Below are 18922 nucleotides of genomic sequence, written 5' to 3' on the forward strand. Positions count from 1 at the left end.
GGCGTTCCCACGTCCCGAGCCCGATAGATAGGATTGTAACGAGTATTGTCACGATCATTTCATCGGTATAGGATGAGTGCGAATAAACCACCACGGTTTGATGTGCATTGCACAAATTCGCCACCCAGCCTATGTCAGAAGCCTCAATGAACTCGCTCGTCGTGCTGCGCGGCGCGCCCGCCCAGCATGCTGCGCATGTCGCGCGCAACGCCGGCGTGGCGTTCGACGCGGGGTGGATCGACGCCCTGCGCGTCAACCAGTCCGCCGTCGAGCGGCGCACGGCCACGCTCGGCACGCGCCGCGCGGTCAAGAAGGACGCGCAGGCCGCGTGGCTCCTGAAGGCCATCACCTGCATCGATCTCACCACGCTCAACGGCGACGACACCGAAGGCCGCGTGCGCCGCCTGTGCACGAAGGCGCGCCACCCCGTGCGCGCCGACCTGCTCGCGGCGCTCGGCTTCGCACCCGACGCCATCACGACAGGTGCGGTGTGCGTGTACCACCGCTTCGTCGCGGCAGCCGTGGACGCGCTGGCGGGCAGCGGCATTCCCGTCGCGGCCGTCTCCACCGGCTTCCCGGCGGGCTTGAACCCGCACGCGCTGAAGCTCAAGGAAATCGAGGCCTCCGTTAAGGACGGCGCCGAGGAAATCGACATCGTCGTCACGCGCGAGCACGTGCTCACCGGCAACTGGCGCGCGCTCTACGAGGAAGTGCGCGAGTTTCGCGCGGCCTGCGGCGACGCACATCTGAAGGCGATTCTCGCCACGGGCGACATTCGCGTGCTGTCGAACATCGCCCGCGCGTCGATGGTTTGCATGATGGCGGGCGCGGACTTCATCAAGACGTCCACGGGCAAGGAGGGGGTCAACGCCACGCTCGACGTTTCGCTCGTGATGGTGCGCATGATCCGCGAGTACCGCGAGCGCACTGGCGCGCTGGTGGGCTTCAAGCCCGCGGGCGGCGTATCGAACGCCAAGACCGCGCTTGCGTACCAGATCCTCATGAAGGAAGAGCTGGGGCGGCCCTGGCTCGAGCCCGAGCTGTTCCGCTTCGGCGCTTCGAGCCTGCTCGCCGACATCGAGCGCCAGCTCGAACACCATGTGAGCGGCCGCTATTCCGCCTTCCACCGCCACCCCGTAGCCTGAGCAGACCATACCGATGAGCGTAGCCGAGTATTTCCGAACGATGGATTACGGTCCCGCCCCCGAGGACGATCAGCCCGTGCGCGCGTGGCTCGCGCAGCACGAGGCCGCGTTTGGGCATTTCATTGACGGCGCGTGGCGCGCAAGTGCCGATGGTGCGCGCTTCGAAGTGCGTGCGCCCGCCACGGGCGAGGCGCTCGCCGCGGTGGCGCAGGGCGGTGCGGCGGATGTGGCGGCGGCCGTCGCGGCGGCGCACGCGGCGCAGCCCGCGTGGTACGCCATGGGCGGCGCGGCGCGCGCGCGGCATCTCTACGCGCTCTCGCGCATGGTGCAGCGCCACAACCGCCTCTTCGCCGTGCTCGAAGCGCTCGACAACGGCAAGCCGATTCGCGAGGCGCGCGATATCGACGTGCCGCTCGTGGCGCGCCATTTCCTCCATCACGCGGGCTGGGCGCAGCTTCAGGACAGCGAGCTGGAAGGCTGGTCGCCGCTTGGCGTGATCGGCCAGATCGTGCCGTGGAATTTCCCGCTGCTGATGCTCGCGTGGAAAGTGGCGCCCGCCATCGCGCTCGGCAACTGCGTGGTGCTCAAGCCCGCCGAATACACGCCGCTCACCGCGCTCCTGTTCGCCGAACTGGCGCATCGCGCCGGCCTGCCCAAGGGCGTACTCAACGTGGTGACGGGCGACGGCGGCACGGGCGCGGCGCTCGTCGAGCATCCCGGCGTCGACAAGATCGCCTTCACCGGCTCGACCGAAGTGGGGCGCCTCATCCGCACCGCCACGGCCGGCACGGGCAAGTCGCTCACGCTCGAACTGGGCGGCAAGTCGCCGTTCATCGTGTTCGACGACGCCGACCTCGACGGCGCCGTGGAAGGCGTGGTGGACGCCATCTGGTTCAACCAGGGCCAGGTCTGCTGCGCGGGTTCCCGGCTGCTGGTGCAGGAAGGCGTCGAAGCGCGCTTCATCGAGAAGCTCAAGCGCCGCATGGCGACGCTGCGCGTCGGGCCCTCGCTCGACAAGGGCATCGATATCGGCGCGATCGTCGATCCGGTGCAGCTCGAACGCATCGAGTCGCTCGTCGAAGCGGGGCGGCGCGAAGGCTGCAACGTGTGGCAGCCGCGCGAAGTCGAACTGCCGTCGGGCGGCTGCTTCTATCCGCCGACGCTCGTGACGGGCATCGGGCCCGCCTCGACGCTCGCGCAGGAAGAAATCTTCGGGCCGGTGCTCGCGGCCATGAGCTTTCGCACGCCGGAAGAGGCCGTGGCGCTCGCCAACAATTCGCGCTATGGCCTCGCCGCGAGCGTGTGGAGCGAGACCATCGGGCGCGCGCTCGACATTGCGCCGCGCCTGCAGTGCGGCGTGGTGTGGATCAACGCGACGAACCTCTTCGACGCGAGCGTGGGCTTCGGCGGTTACCGCGAATCGGGCTTCGGGCGCGAGGGCGGCCGCGAAGGCGTGTTCGAATATCTGAAGCCGGCCGCATGGAGCAAGCTGCCGATGCGCGCGCAACGTGAGGTGCGCCCGCCGGCACCCGACTTTACGCACGCGGGCAGCGGTCTCGATCGCACTGCGAAGCTATTCATCGGCGGCAAACAGGTGCGGCCCGACAGTGGCTATTCGCACGCCGTCTACGCGCCGAATGGCGAATGGGTGGGCGAAGTCGGCGCGGGCAGCCGCAAGGACGTGCGCGACGCCGTTGCCGCCGCGCGCGGCGCGGGCAAGTGGACGCAGATGAGCACGCACGCTCGCGCCCAGGTGCTGTACTACCTCGCGGAAAACCTGAGCGCGCGCGCCGATGAATTCGCGCGGCAGCTCACGCGCCGCGCCGGGCACGACGCGCGCGCAGCCGGGCGTGAAGTGGAGATGGCGATCGACCGGCTGTTCAGCTATGCGGCGTGGGCCGACAAGTTCGATGGCGCGGTGCATACCCCGCCGTTGCGCGGCGTCGCGCTCGCCATGCACGAGGCGCTGGGCGTGGTCGGCATCGCTTGCCCCGACGAAGCGCCGCTGCTCGGCTTCGTTTCGCTGATCGCCCCGGCGCTGGCGATGGGCAATCGCGTCGTGGCGCTGGCGAGCGAGGCGTGCCCGCTGGCGGCAACGGACTTCTATCAGGTCGTGGAAACCTCGGATGTGCCTGCGGGCGCACTCAACATCCTGACCGGCGAGCGTGCCGCGCTGCTGCCCGCCCTCGCGAAGCACGACGACGTGGATGCGCTCTGGTGCTTCGGTACGGCGGCCGATTCGTCCCTCGTGGAGCGCGAGTCGGTGGGCAACCTGAAACGGACCTTCGTCGATCATGGCCGCGAGGTTGACTGGTTCGACCGGACGAGCGCAGGATTGCCGTTCCTGCGCCATGCCGTGCAGGTGAAGAACATCTGGATACCGTACGGCGACTGAGCGTTTCGAACAAGAAAGCGCCACGTATTAGCTTTGCATGGGGCCGCACTAAGTGCTTTGCATGGGACCGGAGTAAGGGCTAAAGCCCTAACTCCGGTCGACAGCTAAAGCGCCAAGTGCGGCCGACAGGAGACAAACATGCTGAAGAATCTCGACCCGCTTCTGAACGCCGATGTCCTGCAAGCGCTGCGCGCGATGGGTCACGGCGACGAACTCGTCGTTTGCGACGCCAACTTTCCCGCCGACTCCGTTGCGCGCGCCACGGTGCTCGGCAAGCTCCTGCGCATCGACGGCGCCGATGCGCCCCGCGCCGTGCGCGCGATCCTCTCCGTGCTGCCGCTCGACACCTTCGTCGAAGCCCCGGCCATGCGCATGGAAGTGGTCGGCGAACCCGACACGATTCCCACCGTGCAGCACGAAGCGCAGGCCGAGGTCGACGCCGCGGAAGGCCGCGCGGTGCCGTTCGCGCCCATCGAGCGTCATGCGTTCTATGCGCGCGCCCGCAAAGCCTACTGTGTGATCGCCACGGGCGAAACGCGCGGCTACGGCTGCTTCGTGTTCACCAAAGGCGTGCTGCTCGCACCCGACGCGCCGCGCGCCAGGGAGCACGGCCAATGAGCGGACGCGTCGTCATCCTCGGCATCTATGTGACCGATCTGGCGTTCCGCGCGAGCCGCATGCCGATGATCGGCGAGACGCTCGCCGGATCGGCATTCGCGATGGGGCCGGGCGGCAAGGGCTCGAATCAGGCCGTGGCCGCCGCGCGCGCGGGCGCGCAAGTGGTGTTCTGCACGCGCGTGGGCAACGACGCGTTCGGCGACATCGCGCGCGCGACGTGGGCCGCCGAAGGCATCACGGCGCGCACCCAGGCCGTGGACGGCCTGGCCACGGGCGCGGCGCACATCTTCGTGGACGACACGACCGGCATGAACGCGATCATCGTCGCAGCGGGCGCGGCGGCCACGATGGAGCCCGGCGACGCCGAAGCGATCGAAGCCGATATTGCGGCCTCCCAGGTATTCGTCACGCAGCTGGAACAGCCGCTCGCGGCAGCGCGGCGCGGCCTCGAACTCGCGCGCCGGCATGGCGTGAAGACGGTGTTCAATCCGGCGCCCGCCATGGCGCTGCCCGACGACATCTTCCCGCTGTGCGATTACATCACGCCCAATGAGACCGAGGCGCAGGCGCTCACGGGCATCGAGATCCGCAACGCCGACGACGCGCGCCGCGCCGCCGACGTGCTGCTCGCCAAGGGCGCGGGCGCGGTCATCGTGACGCTGGGCGAAGCCGGCGCGTTGCTCCATACGCGCGATGCTTCGGTCCTGCTGCCCGCCTTCAACTGTGGCCCGGTGGTGGAAACGGCGGGCGCGGGCGACGGCTTCACGGGCGGCTTCGCGGCGGCGCTCGCGCGCGGCGACGACGCGCTCACGGCCACGCGTTTCGGCTGCGCGCTGGCGGGCATTTCCGTCACGCGCCCCGGCACCGCGCCTTCCATGCCGCGCAAGGAAGAAGTCGACGCCATGCTCGCGCGCACGGCGAGTGCCAGCGCGCATTGAACGTTGCCAGGTGAAAACACACCGCAAAGGATGAGGTCCATGAAGTCTGCACTCTTTGCCAAATGGTTCGGCGACCGGCAGTTGAACTTCCTGCTGGCCGTGAACCTGCTGGTCGTGCTGGTCGCGGTCTGGGTGTCGCGCGGGCAGTTCGTCGGCATCGACAACCTGCAGTCGATGGGCGCGCAACTGCCCGAAGTCGCGCTGCTCGCGCTCGGCATCATGCTCTCCATGCTGTCGGGCAACGGCGGCATCGACCTGTCCGGCGTGGGGCTCGCGAATCTTTCGGGCATGATCGCCGCGCTGGTGGTGCCGCGTTTCGTGAGCGGCGACGACTCGCCCGCGCTTTATACGGCGCTCTTCATCGTGATCGTGCTTGGGATGGGGCTCCTTGGCGGCCTGCTGAACGGCGTGGTGATCGCGCGCCTCGGGCTCACGCCCATTCTCTGCACGCTCGGCACGCAGCTGCTTTTCACGGGCTTCGCGGTGGCGCTGAGCAACGGCGCTTCCGTGCACGTGGACTACGTCGAACCGCTCGCCGATATCAGCAACGGCACGTTCTTCCAGGTGCCGATCTCGTTCCTGCTATTCGTGGCCGTGGTCGTGCTGCTGGGCTGGCTGCTCAGGCGCACACCGTTCGGGCTGCGCCTCTACCTGATGGGCACGAACCAGCGCGCGGCGTTTTATGCCGGCATTCCGCGCGCGCGCATGCTGATCATGACCTACGCGATGTGCGGCGTGCTCGCGTCGCTCGCGGGGCTCGTGAGCGTTTCGCACACGCTCAGCGCGAAATGGGACTACGGCAATTCCTATCTGCTGATCGCCATTCTCATTGCGGTGATGGGCGGCGTGAATCCCGCGGGCGGCTACGGACGCATCATTTGCGTGTTCTTTGCCGCGACGGTGCTGCAATTCCTTTCGAGCCTCTTCAATCTGATGGGCGTTTCGCAGTTTTTCGGCGACTGTGCCTGGGGCTTCCTGCTGTTGCTCTCGCTCGCATTCGCGGGCGGCGAGCGGGTACGCGCGATTTTCGGTCTCGGTGGCTCCGCGTCCGCCGGCAAAGGGCGGACCTCGGGCTGACGGGCTGAACCGTGTAGCAGGCGGGCCTCGAGCCTCGGAGGTCCGCCGCCATCTCTTTCGGGGCGAAGGCTAATCGGCTATAAAAAAACGGAGACATCGAACATGAAGATCAAGCGACTCAGTGTGGCGATCACGGCGTGTGCACTTGCCGCTGGCATGGCGGCCGTGGCGTATGCGGCGGAAAACCCGACCATCGTCACGGTGGTGAAGGTGACCGGCATCAGCTGGTTCAACCGCATGGACGACGGCGTCAAGGAATTCGGCAAGGACAACCCGAACGTTTCGGTCTACCAGACCGGGCCCGGCCGCGCGGACGCCGCGCAGCAACTGAAGATCATCGACGACCTGATCGCGAAGAAAGTGAGCGCGATCGCGGTCGTGCCGTATGACCCGCCCACGCTCGAACCGGCGCTCAAGAAGGCGATGGACCGCGGCATCAAGGTCGTCACGCATGAAGCCGACAACGAGAAGAACACGATGGTCGACGTCGAGGCGTTCGACAACTCCGCCTACGGCGCCGCGCTCAACGACCGCCTCGCCTCGTGCATGCACGACGATGGCAAGTGGGCGACCATGGTCGGCTCGCTCGGCAGCCGCTCGCAGGTGCAGTGGGCCAATGGCGGCATCGACAACGCGAAGAAGAAGTTCCCGAAGATGCAGCTCGTCGAGACCAACCTCGAAACCAACAACGACGGCGAGCACGCGTATGAAGTGGCCAAGGAAGTGCTGCGCAAGCATCCGGACATCAAGGGCTTCCAGGGCTCGTCGTCGCTCGACGTGATCGGCATTGGCCGCGCCGTCGAGGAAGCGGGCCTGCAGGGCAAGATCTGCGTGTATGGCACCGGCCTGCCGACCGAGGCCGGCAAGTACCTCGAAAGCGGCGCGATCAACGGCATCGCGTTCTGGGATCCGAAGCTGGCCGGCATCGCCATGAACAAGATCGCGATGATGCTGATCGACGGCAAGACCGTGGAGAACGGCGCGAACCTCGGCCTGCCGGGCTACGAAAAGGTCACGGTGTCGAAGGGTCCGGGCAAGGGCATCATCGTGCGCGGCCAGGGCTGGGTGAGCGTCGACAAGTCGAACTACAAGCAATACAACTTCTGATCGGGAGAAGGTGGCGCGCGCAGCGGTCTGGTGACCCGGCGCGCGCTTCGTCGCAACGTCACGAAGAGACGACATGGCTTCAGAACCGTTATTGCAGGTGCTCGGCGTGCACAAGCGCTTCACGGGCGTGCACGCCTTGCGCGGCGTGACGCTCGCGTTCGAGCGCGGGCAGATCTATCACCTGCTCGGCGAGAACGGGTGCGGCAAGAGCACGCTCATCAAGATCATCTCCGGCGCGCAGCCGCCCGACGAAGGCGATCTGGTGATCGACGGCGCGCGCCACGCGCGGCTCACGCCGCTCGAATCGCTGGCGGCCGGCATCGAGACTGTGTACCAGGATCTTTCGCTGCTGCCCAACATGAGCGTGGCCGAAAACATCGGGCTCACGACCGAACTCGCGGAACACGCGGGGCGTCTCGCGCGCACGTTCGACCGCCGCGAACTGGCCCGCACGGCAGAGCGCGCCTTGAAGGCCGTGGGCCTGCCGGGCGACGCCGATTTTCAGGCGACGCTCATCGAACAGCTGCCGCTCGCCACGCGCCAGCTCGTGGCGATCGCGCGTGCCATCGCGAGCGAGGCGAAGTTCGTCATCATGGACGAGCCCACGACCTCGCTCACGCAAAAGGAAGTGACCAACCTCATCGCCGTGCTCGGGCAGTTGCGCGCGCAGGGCGTGACCGTGCTGTTCGTGAGCCACAAGCTCGACGAGTGCTATGCGATCGGCGGCGAAGTGATCGTGCTGCGCGACGGCCAGAAAGTGACGCAAGGCCCGATCACGAACTACACCAAGGCGCAGTTGAGCGAACTGATGACGGGCCGCGAGCTTTCCACCGAACGCTACCGCAACGTCGCGGCCGAAGCCGAGGTGCTGCTCGACGTTCGCGGCCTCGGCCGCACGGGCCTCTTCAGCGACGTCTCGTTTACGCTGCATCGCGGCGAGATTCTCGGCGTGACGGGCCTGCTCGATTCGGGCCGCAACGAACTCGCGCGTGCGCTTGCGGGCGTCGCGCCCGCCGATGCGGGCGAGATCGTGCTCGAAGGCCGCGCGATCAAGCTATCGACGCCCGGCGACGCGAGGCGCGCGCGCATTGGCTACGTGCCGGAAGACCGCCTGAATGAAGGCCTCTTCCTCGACAAGCCGATTCGCGACAACGTGATCACGGCGATGATCGCGAGCCTGCGCGACCGCTTCGGCCAGATCGACCGCACGCGCGCACGCGCGCTGGCCGAAAACACCGTGAAGGAACTGCAGATCGCCACGCCCGATGTGGACAAGGCCGTGCAGTCGCTCTCGGGCGGCAACCAGCAGCGCGTGTTGATTGGCCGCTGGCTCGCCATCGACCCGCACGTGCTGATCCTGCACGGGCCGACCGTGGGTGTGGACGTCGGCTCGAAGGACATCATCTATCGCATCATGCAGCGGCTCTCGCAGCGCGGCATCGGCATTCTGCTCGTCAGCGACGACCTGCCCGAGCTGCTGCAGAACTGCGACCGCGTGCTGATGATGCGTAAGGGCCGCCTCGCCGAAGAGCATCACGCCGATGGCCTGACCGAGGCCGAGCTGTACCGCGCGCTGCTTGCAGAGGCAGCCTGAATTCCGCGTAACGTTTTGCCGGACACCGCATGAGCATGAATCAGACAATGAGCACGTCGTCCAACACCGTCGAAGTCGCGCGCCAGAGCGTACCGCTCAACTGGCGCGCGAAGCTCGCCCGCAACCCCGAATGGTTCACGGCCACGCTGATCGTCATTACCTGCGTGATCGTCGCTTCCATCAATCCGCGCTTTTTCCAGTGGGCCACGCTGTTCGATCTGCTGCACTCCGCCACGATCACGTCGCTGTTCGCGCTCGGCACACTCGTCGTGCTGGCGTCGGGCGGCATCGACGTCTCGTTCACGGCGATCGGCGCGCTCACGATGTACTCGATCACGAAAGCCGTGTTCGCGTGGTGGCCCGACGCGCCGTTCGCGCTCATTCTGCTCACGGGCGCCGTGGGCGGCATCGTGCTCGGCGTCATCAACGGCATGCTCGTGCACCGGCTGCAGGCGCCCTCGCTGATCGTGACGATCGGCACGCAGTACCTCTATCGCGGGCTGCTGCTCACCTTCGTGGGCACGACGTTCTTCATGAACATCCCGCACAGCATGGATCACTTCGGCCGCATTCCGCTCATTGCCTACAAGACCGCCGACGGGCTCAACGCGGTGCTGCCCGTTTCCGCGATCGCGCTCGTGGCGGGCGCGATTCTCACGTGGTGGCTGCTCAACCGCACGATGATGGGGCGCGGCGTCTACGCCATGGGCGGCAGCACGGCGATTGCGGAGCGGCTCGGCTTCAACCTGCGCGCGATCCGTTTGTTCGTGTTCGGCTATACGGGGTTTCTCGCCGGCGTGGCAGGTATCTTGCACGTGGCGAACAACCGGCTTGCCAATCCGTTCGACCTCGTGGGCTCGGAACTCGACGTGATCGCGGCTGTGATTCTGGGCGGCGCGCGCATTACGGGCGGCAGCGGCACGGTCGTGGGCACGTTGCTCGGCGTGGCGCTCGTCACGCTCATCAACAATGTGCTGATTCTCGTGGGCGTGCCGAGCACGTGGCAGAAGGTGATCGTCGGCGCGTTCATTCTGGTGGCCGGTACGCTGTTCGCGCTGCGTCGGCGCAGCTGAGTCAGCCGGCTATTGAAGCGACCGGCGCAGCACGGCCGGTCGGCGCTTATGCGCTGTGCGCGCGCAGCGTCTGGCCTTTTTCGGTGATGACGGAGTTGAAGTCGTCCAGCTGCGAAAAGCGCCACGCCTTCACGATGCCGTACTTGCTGGCATCCACAACGAGATGGCTTTCCACGGCGCTGGCCATCGCGGCCTGCTTGAGCGCCACTTCGTGGAAGTTCCAGCAGGTTACGCCGCGCGCGGCGTCCACGCCGCCCGCTGAAATGAACGCCTTGTTGATGCCCATGCGGCGCAGCGTTTCCAGGCTCTCCTCGCCGGCAAACGAGTCCGACGACGGCACATACACGCCTCCCAGCAAGATCATGCGCACATTGGGCATGCGCCGCAGAATCTCGGCCACGTTGAGCGAATAGCACACCGCCGTGATTTGCAGCTGCGAAGGGATGAGGCGCGCGAGGGCGGCAAGCGTCGTGCCGCAGTCGATGAACACGGTGTCGTTCTGCGCGATGAGCCGCGCCGCGTGCGCGGACGCTTGCGCCTTGGCCTGCGCGAAGTGGTCCTTTTCGTGTTCGAGCGAGTAGCCGGCGGTATTGGGCACGTCCTGCGCGCTCACGATATAGCCGCCCAGATACGTGAAACGCTCGGGATTCGCGGCGATGTCGCGCCGCACGGTCATTTCGGAGACACCAAGCACGCTGGCTGCATCGCGCAGATGCATGACGTTGTGTTTTGCGAGCGCGTCGGCAAGGGCGCGCAGCCGGTCGGTTTTGGCCATGGAGTGGGTGCTGCGCCGGAGTATGCTGCGTTCCGGCGAACGTTAGATTTGTTTCGTACGCGTGAGCGAATTATAACAAGCAAGGCGTGCGATGGCCACGCGCTTTGGCTCCTGCCGCCCCAGCGCCCGCTACGGCGAGCATGCGTTTTTCGCATGCTCCGCTCGACAATTAATCGTTTGTGGCGTCCCGATGCCGCACGGATACTGCCCTTTCTCATGAAGCGGCGGCAACGCCAAACCGGCAGCAATCCATGCGATCAGACCTCAATTTCATCAATGGGCAGTTCGTCGGCGCCGAAGGGCCGCAGATCGCTGTCCATAACCCGGCAACCGGCGACGCGATCGGCCACGTGAGCGCCGCGAGCGCCGCCGACGCGGTGCGCGCGGTCGTGGCCGCCAAGGCCGCGCAGCGCGCCTGGCGCAAGCTGCCCGCCGCCGAACGCGGCGCGATCCTGAACCGTTTCGCGGACGCGATCGTGGCGCGCGCGCCGAAGATCGGCGCGGCGCTTGCCGCCGAGTCGGGCAAGAGCGTCGCGGACGCGACCGCCGAAGCGCAGTACGCCGCCGAAATCCTGCGCTACCACGCGCAGTGGGCGCGCCGCATTGAAGGCGAGGTGATTCCGAGCGACAGCGCGAACGAAAACCTCATTCTCATGCGCGAGCCGATCGGCGTGGCCGCGTGCCTGATTCCGTTCAACTTCCCCGTGTACACGCTGCTGCGCAAGGTCGCGCCGGCGCTCATCACGGGTAACGCGGTGGTCGTGCGGCCGAGCAACAACACGCCGGGCTCGGCGTTCGAAGTGGCGCGCGCCGCGCAGGAAGCGGAACTGCCCGCGGGCATTTTCAACGTGCTGGCCATGAACCACGATACCGCCGCCGTGCTCTGCACGCAGGCGGACGTCGGCATGATCACGCTCACGGGCAGCGTGAGCGCGGGCCGCAAGGTGCTCGATTACTGCAAGGAAAACATCGCCAAGCCTTCGCTGGAGTTGGGCGGCAAGACGCCCGCCATCATCGAAGACGACGCCGATCTCGAAGCGGCCGCAACGGCCATCGTGCGCTCGAAAACCACGCATTGCGGCCAGCTCTGCACGGCGATCGAACGCGTGTACGTGCACGCTTCGGTGCATGACCGCTTCGTCGCGCTGCTGCGCGAGAAGATGAGCGCCGTGCGCTTCGGCGACCGCGCCGAAGACGCCGCCCGCATGGGTCCGCTCGTGAGCGCGAGCGCACGCGCAGCGATCCACGCGATGGTCGAGCGCGCGGTAGCCGAAGGCGCGAAGCTCGAAACGGGCGGTTACGTGCCCGAAGGCAAGGGTCATTTCTATCCGCCTACCTTGCTCACGCATTGTCGCCAGGACATGGAGATCGTGCAGGAAGAGATCTTCGGCCCGGTGCTGCCGGTGCTTTCGTACGAGACGCTCGACGACGCGCTGCACATGGCCAACGATCACCAGTTCGGCCTGTCGTCGGTGCTCTTTACGGAGCGCTACCGCACGACGCTGCGCGTCGCGAACGAGATCGAAGCTGGCGAACTGTACGTGAACCGCACGCCTGCCGACCCATACCAGGGCTATCACGCCGGCTGGAAGCGCTCGGGCCTCGGCGGCGACGACGGCAAGCACGGCATGCTCGAATTCACGCAGACACGCCTTGTCGTGATGCCGTTCTGATCGTTCGAGATACTGATTAATTGCAGCAACGGCGCCTCTCGTACAAGGCGCCGCAGATAAAGAGAGAACGCCTCGCGCGGCCAACCGTCCGCGCGCCGGCGTCGACAGCTTTGCATGGGACCAGAGTAAGTGCTTTGCACTAACTCTGGTCGACAGGAGACAAACTTGCAGAAGTCCATCGGAAAACCCAATGCGCCGGCGCTGCCGCGCGCCGAAACCCCATCGCTCACGCCCGCCGCAGCGGGCTCCATGCAGCGCTACGTGCAGTTGCTGCTGCTCGTGCTCGCCGCGGGCGGTATCTATCCGCTGCTGTATCTGCGTCAGGTCTACCAGACCACGATGCTCGATGTCCTGCGTATCGACAACGCCCAGCTCGGCTATCTCTACTCGGTGCTCGGCATCGTGTTCTTCGTCTGCTATCTGCCGAGCGGCTGGCTCGCCGACCGCGTCGCGCCGCGCCTGTTGATCTGCTTTTCGCTCATCGGCACCGGGGCGCTGGGCCTCTGGTACTCCACCGCGCCGTCATTCCATACGCTGCTCGCGATCTTCTGCCTTTGGGGCGTCACGACCGGCCTCACGTTCTGGGCCTCGGTGCTCAAACGCGTGCGCATGATCGCGGCGGCGAACGAACAAGGGCGCTTCTTCGGGCTGCTCGATGGCGGACGCGGGCTCGTCGAAGCGCTCCTCGCCACCGCCGCGCTCGCGCTCTTCGCCGCCGCGACCGGCTCGGGACGCGGTGAAGCGGCGGGCCTGCGTCACGTGATTTATCTGTATTCCTTCACGTGTATCGCACTCGGCGCGTTGATGAGCTTCTTCAAGGATCCCGCGCCCGCGCAGGTCGAAAGCAAATCGGTCGAGGCAAATGCGACCGGTTCGCTGTGGCGCGATCTCGCGACGCTCGCCGCGATTCCCCAACTCTGGCTCATGGCGGCTGTGGTGTTCTGCGGCTATCAGATCTTCTGGGCCACTTACAGCTTCTCCGCATATCTCCAGCAGGGTGAGATGCATATGAGCGTCGTGGCGGCCGGCATGGTCACCACCGCGAAGCTCTGGATGCGCCCCATCGGCGGCATTGGCGGCGGCTTTCTCGGCGACCGCCTGTCGAACCTGCGCGTGCTGATCTGGGCGCTGTTCCTGGCCGTCGCGGGCCTGATCGGCCTGATCCTGCTGCCCGCGCTGCGCAACATGGCGCTGCTCGGCGCGGTGGTGCTGTTCATCGGCCTCATGACTTACGCGATTCGCGGCCTCTACTGGACGCTGCTCGATTACTGCGCGATTCCCATGCGCATCACGGGCCTCGCCATCGGTCTCGTTTCGCTGATCGGCTACTCGTCGGACATCTTCCTGCCGCTCGTGAACGGCTATATCACCGAGCACTATGCGGGCATGGCCGGCTACCAGATCTATTTCGCCTATATCGCCGCCATCGGCACGCTCGGCGGTATCGCCGCGCTCGTGCTCAAGCGCATGACCCACTCCAAAACTGCCTGAAACAGCCTGAACCATGAAAGTCGTTGCAATTGACACGAACGTCGTCGCGGTGCCGCCTCCGCACCTCGGCGGCATGTACTGGATCTTCGTTACGCTGAAAACCGATTGCGGCATCGAAGGCGTGGGCGAAATCTACGCGGCCACGTTCCATCCCGACGTGATGGTGAGCGCGATCGAAGACGTCTTCACGCGCTATCTGCTGGATCACGATCCGCACCGCGTCGAGCGCCTGTTCCGCGAGGGCTATTCGAGCGGCTTCACGCAGCGCCCGGACCTTACGATGATGGGCATCGTGAGCGGCCTCGAAATGGCATGCTGGGACATCATCGGGAAGGCGGCGGACAAGCCCGTGTACGAACTACTCGGGGGCATGGTGAACGAGCGGCTGCGTTCGTACACCTACCTGTACCCGAAGAATGCGCAGGGCGAATACGATTACGACGACCCGGATCTCGCCGCCGAATGCGCGGCCGAAAATGTGAAGCGCGGTTTCACTGCGGTCAAGTTCGATCCGGCGGGTCCGTACACCGCCTATTCGGGGCACCAGCTTTCGCTCGAAGTGCTCGACCGTTGCGAAACGTTCTGCCGCAAGGTCCGTGAAGCGGTGGGAAGCAAGGCCGATCTGCTGTTCGGCACGCACGGCCAGATGGTGCCTTCTTCGGCCATCCGGCTGGCGAAGCGGCTCGAAAAATACGACCCGCTGTGGTTCGAGGAGCCGGTGCCGCCGGGCCAGGAAGAGGCCATCGCCCATGTCGCGCAGCACACGTCGATTCCCATTGCCACGGGCGAGCGCCTCACCACCAAGTACGAATTCCACAAGCTGCTGCAGGGGGGCGGTGCGTCGATCCTGCAACTGAACGTCGCGCGCGTGGGCGGTCTGCTCGAAGCGAAGAAGATCGCGACGCTCGCCGAAGTGCACTACGCGCAGATCGCGCCGCATCTCTACAACGGGCCCATCGGCGCGGCGGCCAGCATTCAGCTCGCGGCCTGCACGCCGAACTTCCTGATTCAGGAAAGCATCGGCACGTGGGACGGTTTCCACGCGCAAGTGCTCAAGCAGCCGATCCAGTGGGAAGACGGCTACATCATTCCCTCGAAGGCGCCGGGCCTGGGCGTCGAACTCGACATGGACGTCGTGCGCGCGCACTCGCCTTATACAGGCAAGCGTCTGCATCTGCAGATGGCAAGCCAGCCCGCCGACGTGCGCGATACCTCGCCCGCACGCGGCTGACCTGCCGGAGCACTCAGATGAACTACGACTACATCATCGCCGGCGCCGGATCGGCGGGCTGCATTCTCGCGGAACGGCTCTCCGCTTCCGGGCGTCACTCGGTGCTGCTGCTCGAAGCGGGCGGACCCGACGATTCGTTCTGGTTCAAGATCCCGATCGGCTTCGCCAAGCTGTACTACAACAAGCAGTACAACTGGATGTACTACAGCGAGCCGGAGCCGGAGCTTGCCGGCCGGCAGATCTACGCGCCGCGCGGCAAGGTGCAGGGCGGCTCGGGCGCGATCAACGCCATGATCTACGTGCGCGGCGCCGCGCGCGACTACGACGATTGGGCCGCGGCAGGCAATGTGGGCTGGTCGTACCAGGAAGTGCTGCCGTACTTCCGCAAGCTCGAATCGCATCCGCTCGGCGACACGCCCTGGCACGGCGCGAACGGCCCCGTGCGCATCACGCCGATGAAGGATGGCGCGCATCCGGTTTGCCGCACCTTCGTCGAAGGCTGCACGCAGCTCGGCTACGAGCGCAATGAGGACTTCAACGGCGCGCGGCTCGAAGGCGTGGGCATCTACGATGTGAATACGCGCGACGGCAAGCGCGATTCGAGCAGCGTGGCCTATCTGCATCGCGCGGGGCAGCGCTCGAACCTGAAGATCGAGCATCATGCACGCGCCACGCGTGTGCTGTTCGACGAGGCTCAAAAACGCGCCATCGGCGTGGAGATCGTGCAGCAAGGCGTGAAGCGCACGTTTCGTGCAAATCGCGAAGTCATCGTCGCGGCCGGCGCGGTCGATTCGCCCAAGCTGTTGCAGCTATCGGGCGTGGGCCCGCGTGCGCTGCTCGCGAAGCACGGCATCGACGTGGTGCACGAACTGCCTGCGGTGGGGCAGAACCTGCAGGACCATCTGTGCGTGAGCTTCTACTACCGCTCGCGCGTGAAGACGCTCAACGATTCATTCGGCAGCTGGATGGGCAAGCTGAAGTTCGGGCTGCAATACGTGTTGCAGCGCAAGGGTCCGTTCTCGATGAGCGTGAACCAGTCGGGCGGGTTCTTCCGCACGAGCCAGGACGAGGCGCACCCGAACATGCAGGTGTACTTCAACCCGCTTTCGTACCGGATTCCCAAATCGAATCGGGCACAGCTCACGCCGGAGCCGTACTCGGGCTTTCTGGTCTGCTTCAATCCTTGCCGGCCCACGAGCCGTGGCTCGGTGGAGATCGCTTCGGCGAACGTGGAAGACGCGCCGAAAATTCGCGGCAACTACCTCTCGACGCGGAAGGACCGCGACGAGGCGATTGCGGGCAGCCGCCTCGTGCGCAAGCTGATGACGGCGCGCGCACTGCGGGGCATCACTGAAGCCGAGGTGACGCCCGCGGGCGAAGTGACCGACGACGCGAGCATGCTCAAGTTCTTCCGCGAGCAAAGCGGATCGATCTATCACCTGTGCGGCACCTGCGCGATGGGGCCGGACCCGCGCACGGCGGTGGTGGACGCGCGTCTGCGCGTGCATGGCATCGAAGGTCTGCGCGTGGTGGATGCGTCGATCTTCCCGAACATCACGTCGGGCAACACCAACGCGCCGACCATGATGGTCGCGGAAAAGGGCGCAGACCTGATTCTGGAAGACGCCGATCAGGCCATTGCCGCGCAGGCCGTCGCGCAGGGCCGTCAGCGCATGGCCGCGATTTCGTCCTGAAGCCATTGCCGGAAAAGCCGGAGCGGCTTCGAAGCCTTCTGTTCGGGCCGCACCACGAACCAGTAGGACTGGCGGCCGTCCACGTGGATGTCGCGCACGGGCGCGAGCAGCCCCTGGGCCAGTTCGTGTTCGATCATGTGGCGGTCGGCCATCGTCACGCCGAGCCCTTCGATGGCCGCGCGGATCGCATGATCGAGCAGGTCGAATTCGTAGCCGCCCGAGGTGTCCACGTCCTCGATGCGCGCCGCGTCGAGCCAGTGCCGCCAGGTGAGATAGCGCTGGTTGTCGCCCGCGAGCACGTGCAGCAAGGTGTGCTGCGTGAGATCGATGGGCCCTTGCGCGAGCAGCGCGGGCGCGCACACCGCGATGTGCGATTCGTGCATCAGCAGCGAGCTGTCGAGGCCTTCCCATTCCCCGTCGCCAAAGCGGATCGCGCAGTCCAGCGCCGTCGAATCGGCCAGACTGTCCTGCAGATGCGTGGTGAGGCTCAGTTCGAGCTCGGGATGGCGCGCCTGCAGGCGCGTGAGGCGCGGCACGAGCCAGCGGCTCGCGAAGGTGGGCGGCGCGTTCACGCGCAGGCGGTTGAGGTCGCTCTTCTGCTGGATCGTGCGCACCGTCACTTCGATGCGGTCGAACGACTGCTGGAGCGTGCGTAGCAGCGCACGCCCGGCTTCGGTCAGTTCGAGCCGGTGGTGATGGCGCTCGAGCAGCGCCTCGCCAAGCTGTTCTTCGAGCTGGCGCACCTGGCGGCTCACCGCGCTCTGCGTCACGTTCAACTGCTCGGCGGCGCGGGTGAAGCTGCCGCTCGTGCCTGCCGCCTCGAACGCCTTCAGGGCGTTCAGCGCCGGCATCTTTCGCTTCAAGGTCGTCTCCTCGCTCCGGGCGCCTCGAAACGACGCCTCCTGCAAACGACGCAGTATACCGGCCCGCGCCGCCATTCAGACGCCCCGCGCGCGTGACAGCGCCGCGAGCGCGAGCGTGACGACGAGCGCGAACACATAGAGCCCGCCCGCCCCCAGAAGACGCATGAACAGCGAAGCGACGGTGGGACCGGCCGCGCCGCCGAGCGAGAAGACGAGCAGCAGCGTCGCGCTCGTCTGCACGCGCCGCGCCTGATCGACACGGTCGTTCACGTCAGAGACGATCACGCCGTAGAGCGTGAAGGTGAGCGCCACGTAGAGAAACAGGATCGTGTCGACGAGAACCGGCGCGCGCAGGACGGCGAGCGCCGCGGCCGCGCACGCGGAGACGAGCGAGATCAGGCCGAGCGTGGCGCGCCGCCCGAGCCGGTCGGAGAGCCGCCCCACGGGCCATTGCGAAAGCAGGGCACCGATCAGCACGACGCCCATGGCGCGTGAAATCCCGCTGGCCGGATAGCCGATGCGCGCGAGATACACCGGCGTGAGCGCATAGAACGCGCTGGAAAGCAGCCCCGCGCCGACGCAGGCCGGCACGCTGCGCGGCGCGACGCGGTGCAGTTCGCGTAGGCCGTCGAGCAGCAGCGTGGGGCGCTTCGGCGTGGCGAGCGCGGAAGCCGGCGCCGTGGCCGCAGGCGCGGGCGGTGCCGCTCCGGCCGATTGCCACTCGCCGATCAGCGCCACCGGGATGAGCGCGGTCACGAACAACCCGTTCACGAGTGCATGCTCGAAAATGCCGCCGGGCGCGCCCACGCCCAGCAGGAACTGCCCCGCGCTCACGCCGAGATACGTGAGGACGAGATAAAACGCGAATGCCCGCCCGCGCCGTTCGTTCGGCACGGCGCCGTTCACGCCGCTCTCGATCGAGGTGAACACGCCGACCATGCTAAAGCCGGTGATGAGCCGCAGCACGGCCCAAATGTCGGGGGAATCGAAGGAGAGATAGCCGAGCGCCGCGAGTGCGGCGAGCGCGCCAAAACCGATGAAGGCGCGCTGCGGCCCGATGCGCCCGACGATCGGGCCGAGCCCCAGCGCGCCGATGATGAAGCCGACGTAATAGCACGATTGCACGAGGCCGACGTCGAGCGCGGTGCGCTCGCCGTGCAGCATGCGCAGCGAGATCAGCGTCGTGAGGAGGCTGTTCCCGCAAACGAGGATCGTATAGCCGCCCAGCAGGCCGATGAGCGCCCGCAT

General features: G+C 66.4%; 15 protein-coding genes. 12 read left to right on the forward strand and 3 right to left on the reverse strand.

Annotated elements, in window-relative coordinates; translation table 11 throughout:
- Nucleotides 1–131 precede the first annotated feature (131 nt).
- The 8 genes from deoC (at nucleotide 132) to AB4Y35_RS20475 (ending at nucleotide 9947) form a co-directional block, all read left to right on the forward strand.
- Entirely contained in the window at nucleotides 132–1145 is a 1014-nt protein-coding gene (gene deoC, locus AB4Y35_RS20440; RefSeq protein ID WP_368705672.1) for a deoxyribose-phosphate aldolase, read from the forward strand.
- Between the two features lie 13 nt (nucleotides 1146–1158).
- Complete coding sequence (locus tag AB4Y35_RS20445) at nucleotides 1159–3540, forward strand: aldehyde dehydrogenase family protein (protein WP_368705673.1); 2382 nt, start codon at nucleotides 1159–1161, stop codon at nucleotides 3538–3540.
- 138 nt (nucleotides 3541–3678) lie between these two features.
- A complete protein-coding gene (locus tag AB4Y35_RS20450; RefSeq protein WP_368705674.1) occupies nucleotides 3679–4158 on the forward strand; it encodes an RbsD/FucU family protein in 480 nt (159 codons plus the stop codon).
- A complete protein-coding gene (rbsK, locus tag AB4Y35_RS20455) occupies nucleotides 4155–5096 on the forward strand; it encodes a ribokinase (protein ID WP_254314878.1) in 942 nt (313 codons plus the stop codon). The genes AB4Y35_RS20450 and rbsK overlap by 4 nt, the downstream gene beginning before the upstream one ends.
- 39 nt (nucleotides 5097–5135) lie before the next feature.
- Nucleotides 5136–6173 (forward strand): ABC transporter permease, encoded by a 1038-nt coding sequence (locus AB4Y35_RS20460; RefSeq protein ID WP_368695810.1) that lies wholly within the window; start codon nucleotides 5136–5138, stop codon nucleotides 6171–6173.
- Nucleotides 6174–6275: 102 nt separating this feature from the next.
- Nucleotides 6276–7280, forward strand: a complete 1005-nt coding sequence (locus tag AB4Y35_RS20465) for an autoinducer 2 ABC transporter substrate-binding protein (RefSeq protein WP_321921577.1) — start codon at nucleotides 6276–6278, stop codon at nucleotides 7278–7280.
- A 73-nt stretch (nucleotides 7281–7353) separates the two neighbouring features.
- Complete coding sequence (locus tag AB4Y35_RS20470) at nucleotides 7354–8874, forward strand: sugar ABC transporter ATP-binding protein (protein ID WP_368705675.1); 1521 nt, start codon at nucleotides 7354–7356, stop codon at nucleotides 8872–8874.
- A gap of 29 nt (nucleotides 8875–8903) precedes the next feature.
- The gene (locus AB4Y35_RS20475) at nucleotides 8904–9947 is read left to right on the forward strand and encodes an ABC transporter permease (RefSeq protein ID WP_368705676.1); all 1044 of its coding nucleotides are present in this window, start codon (nucleotides 8904–8906) and stop codon (nucleotides 9945–9947) included.
- A 46-nt stretch (nucleotides 9948–9993) separates the two neighbouring features.
- On the opposite strand, the gene AB4Y35_RS20480 is transcribed toward AB4Y35_RS20475, so the two are convergent.
- A complete protein-coding gene (locus AB4Y35_RS20480) occupies nucleotides 9994–10722 on the reverse strand; it encodes a DeoR/GlpR family DNA-binding transcription regulator (RefSeq protein ID WP_342919691.1) in 729 nt (242 codons plus the stop codon).
- 251 nt (nucleotides 10723–10973) lie between these two features.
- On the opposite strand from AB4Y35_RS20480, the gene aldA reads away from it, so the two are divergent.
- The 4 genes from aldA (at nucleotide 10974) to AB4Y35_RS20500 (ending at nucleotide 16811) form a co-directional block, all read left to right on the forward strand.
- A complete protein-coding gene (aldA, locus tag AB4Y35_RS20485) occupies nucleotides 10974–12395 on the forward strand; it encodes an aldehyde dehydrogenase (protein ID WP_368705677.1) in 1422 nt (473 codons plus the stop codon).
- A gap of 249 nt (nucleotides 12396–12644) precedes the next feature.
- A complete protein-coding gene (locus AB4Y35_RS20490) occupies nucleotides 12645–13886 on the forward strand; it encodes a nitrate/nitrite transporter (protein WP_368706122.1) in 1242 nt (413 codons plus the stop codon).
- A 13-nt stretch (nucleotides 13887–13899) separates the two neighbouring features.
- Nucleotides 13900–15117 carry a mandelate racemase/muconate lactonizing enzyme family protein gene (locus tag AB4Y35_RS20495; protein WP_368705678.1) on the forward strand — a complete coding sequence of 406 codons (1218 nt, stop codon included), beginning with the start codon at nucleotides 13900–13902 and terminating at the stop codon, nucleotides 15115–15117.
- 17 nt (nucleotides 15118–15134) lie between these two features.
- Nucleotides 15135–16811 carry a GMC family oxidoreductase gene (locus AB4Y35_RS20500; protein WP_368705679.1) on the forward strand — a complete coding sequence of 559 codons (1677 nt, stop codon included), beginning with the start codon at nucleotides 15135–15137 and terminating at the stop codon, nucleotides 16809–16811.
- Here the strand turns inward: AB4Y35_RS20500 and AB4Y35_RS20505 are convergent.
- Both AB4Y35_RS20505 and AB4Y35_RS20510 read right to left on the reverse strand, forming a co-directional pair.
- On the reverse strand, nucleotides 16784–17662 hold the full coding sequence (locus AB4Y35_RS20505; RefSeq protein WP_368706123.1) for a LysR substrate-binding domain-containing protein: 879 nt from the start codon (nucleotides 17660–17662) through the stop codon (nucleotides 16784–16786). The two genes, AB4Y35_RS20500 and AB4Y35_RS20505, sit on opposite strands and share 28 nt — an antisense overlap.
- A gap of 87 nt (nucleotides 17663–17749) precedes the next feature.
- A complete protein-coding gene (locus AB4Y35_RS20510) occupies nucleotides 17750–18922 on the reverse strand; it encodes an MFS transporter (RefSeq protein ID WP_368705680.1) in 1173 nt (390 codons plus the stop codon).

Origin of the sequence: Paraburkholderia sp. EG286A (assembly GCF_040965375.1) — a bacterium.
Classification (GTDB): Bacteria; Pseudomonadota; Gammaproteobacteria; order Burkholderiales; family Burkholderiaceae; genus Paraburkholderia.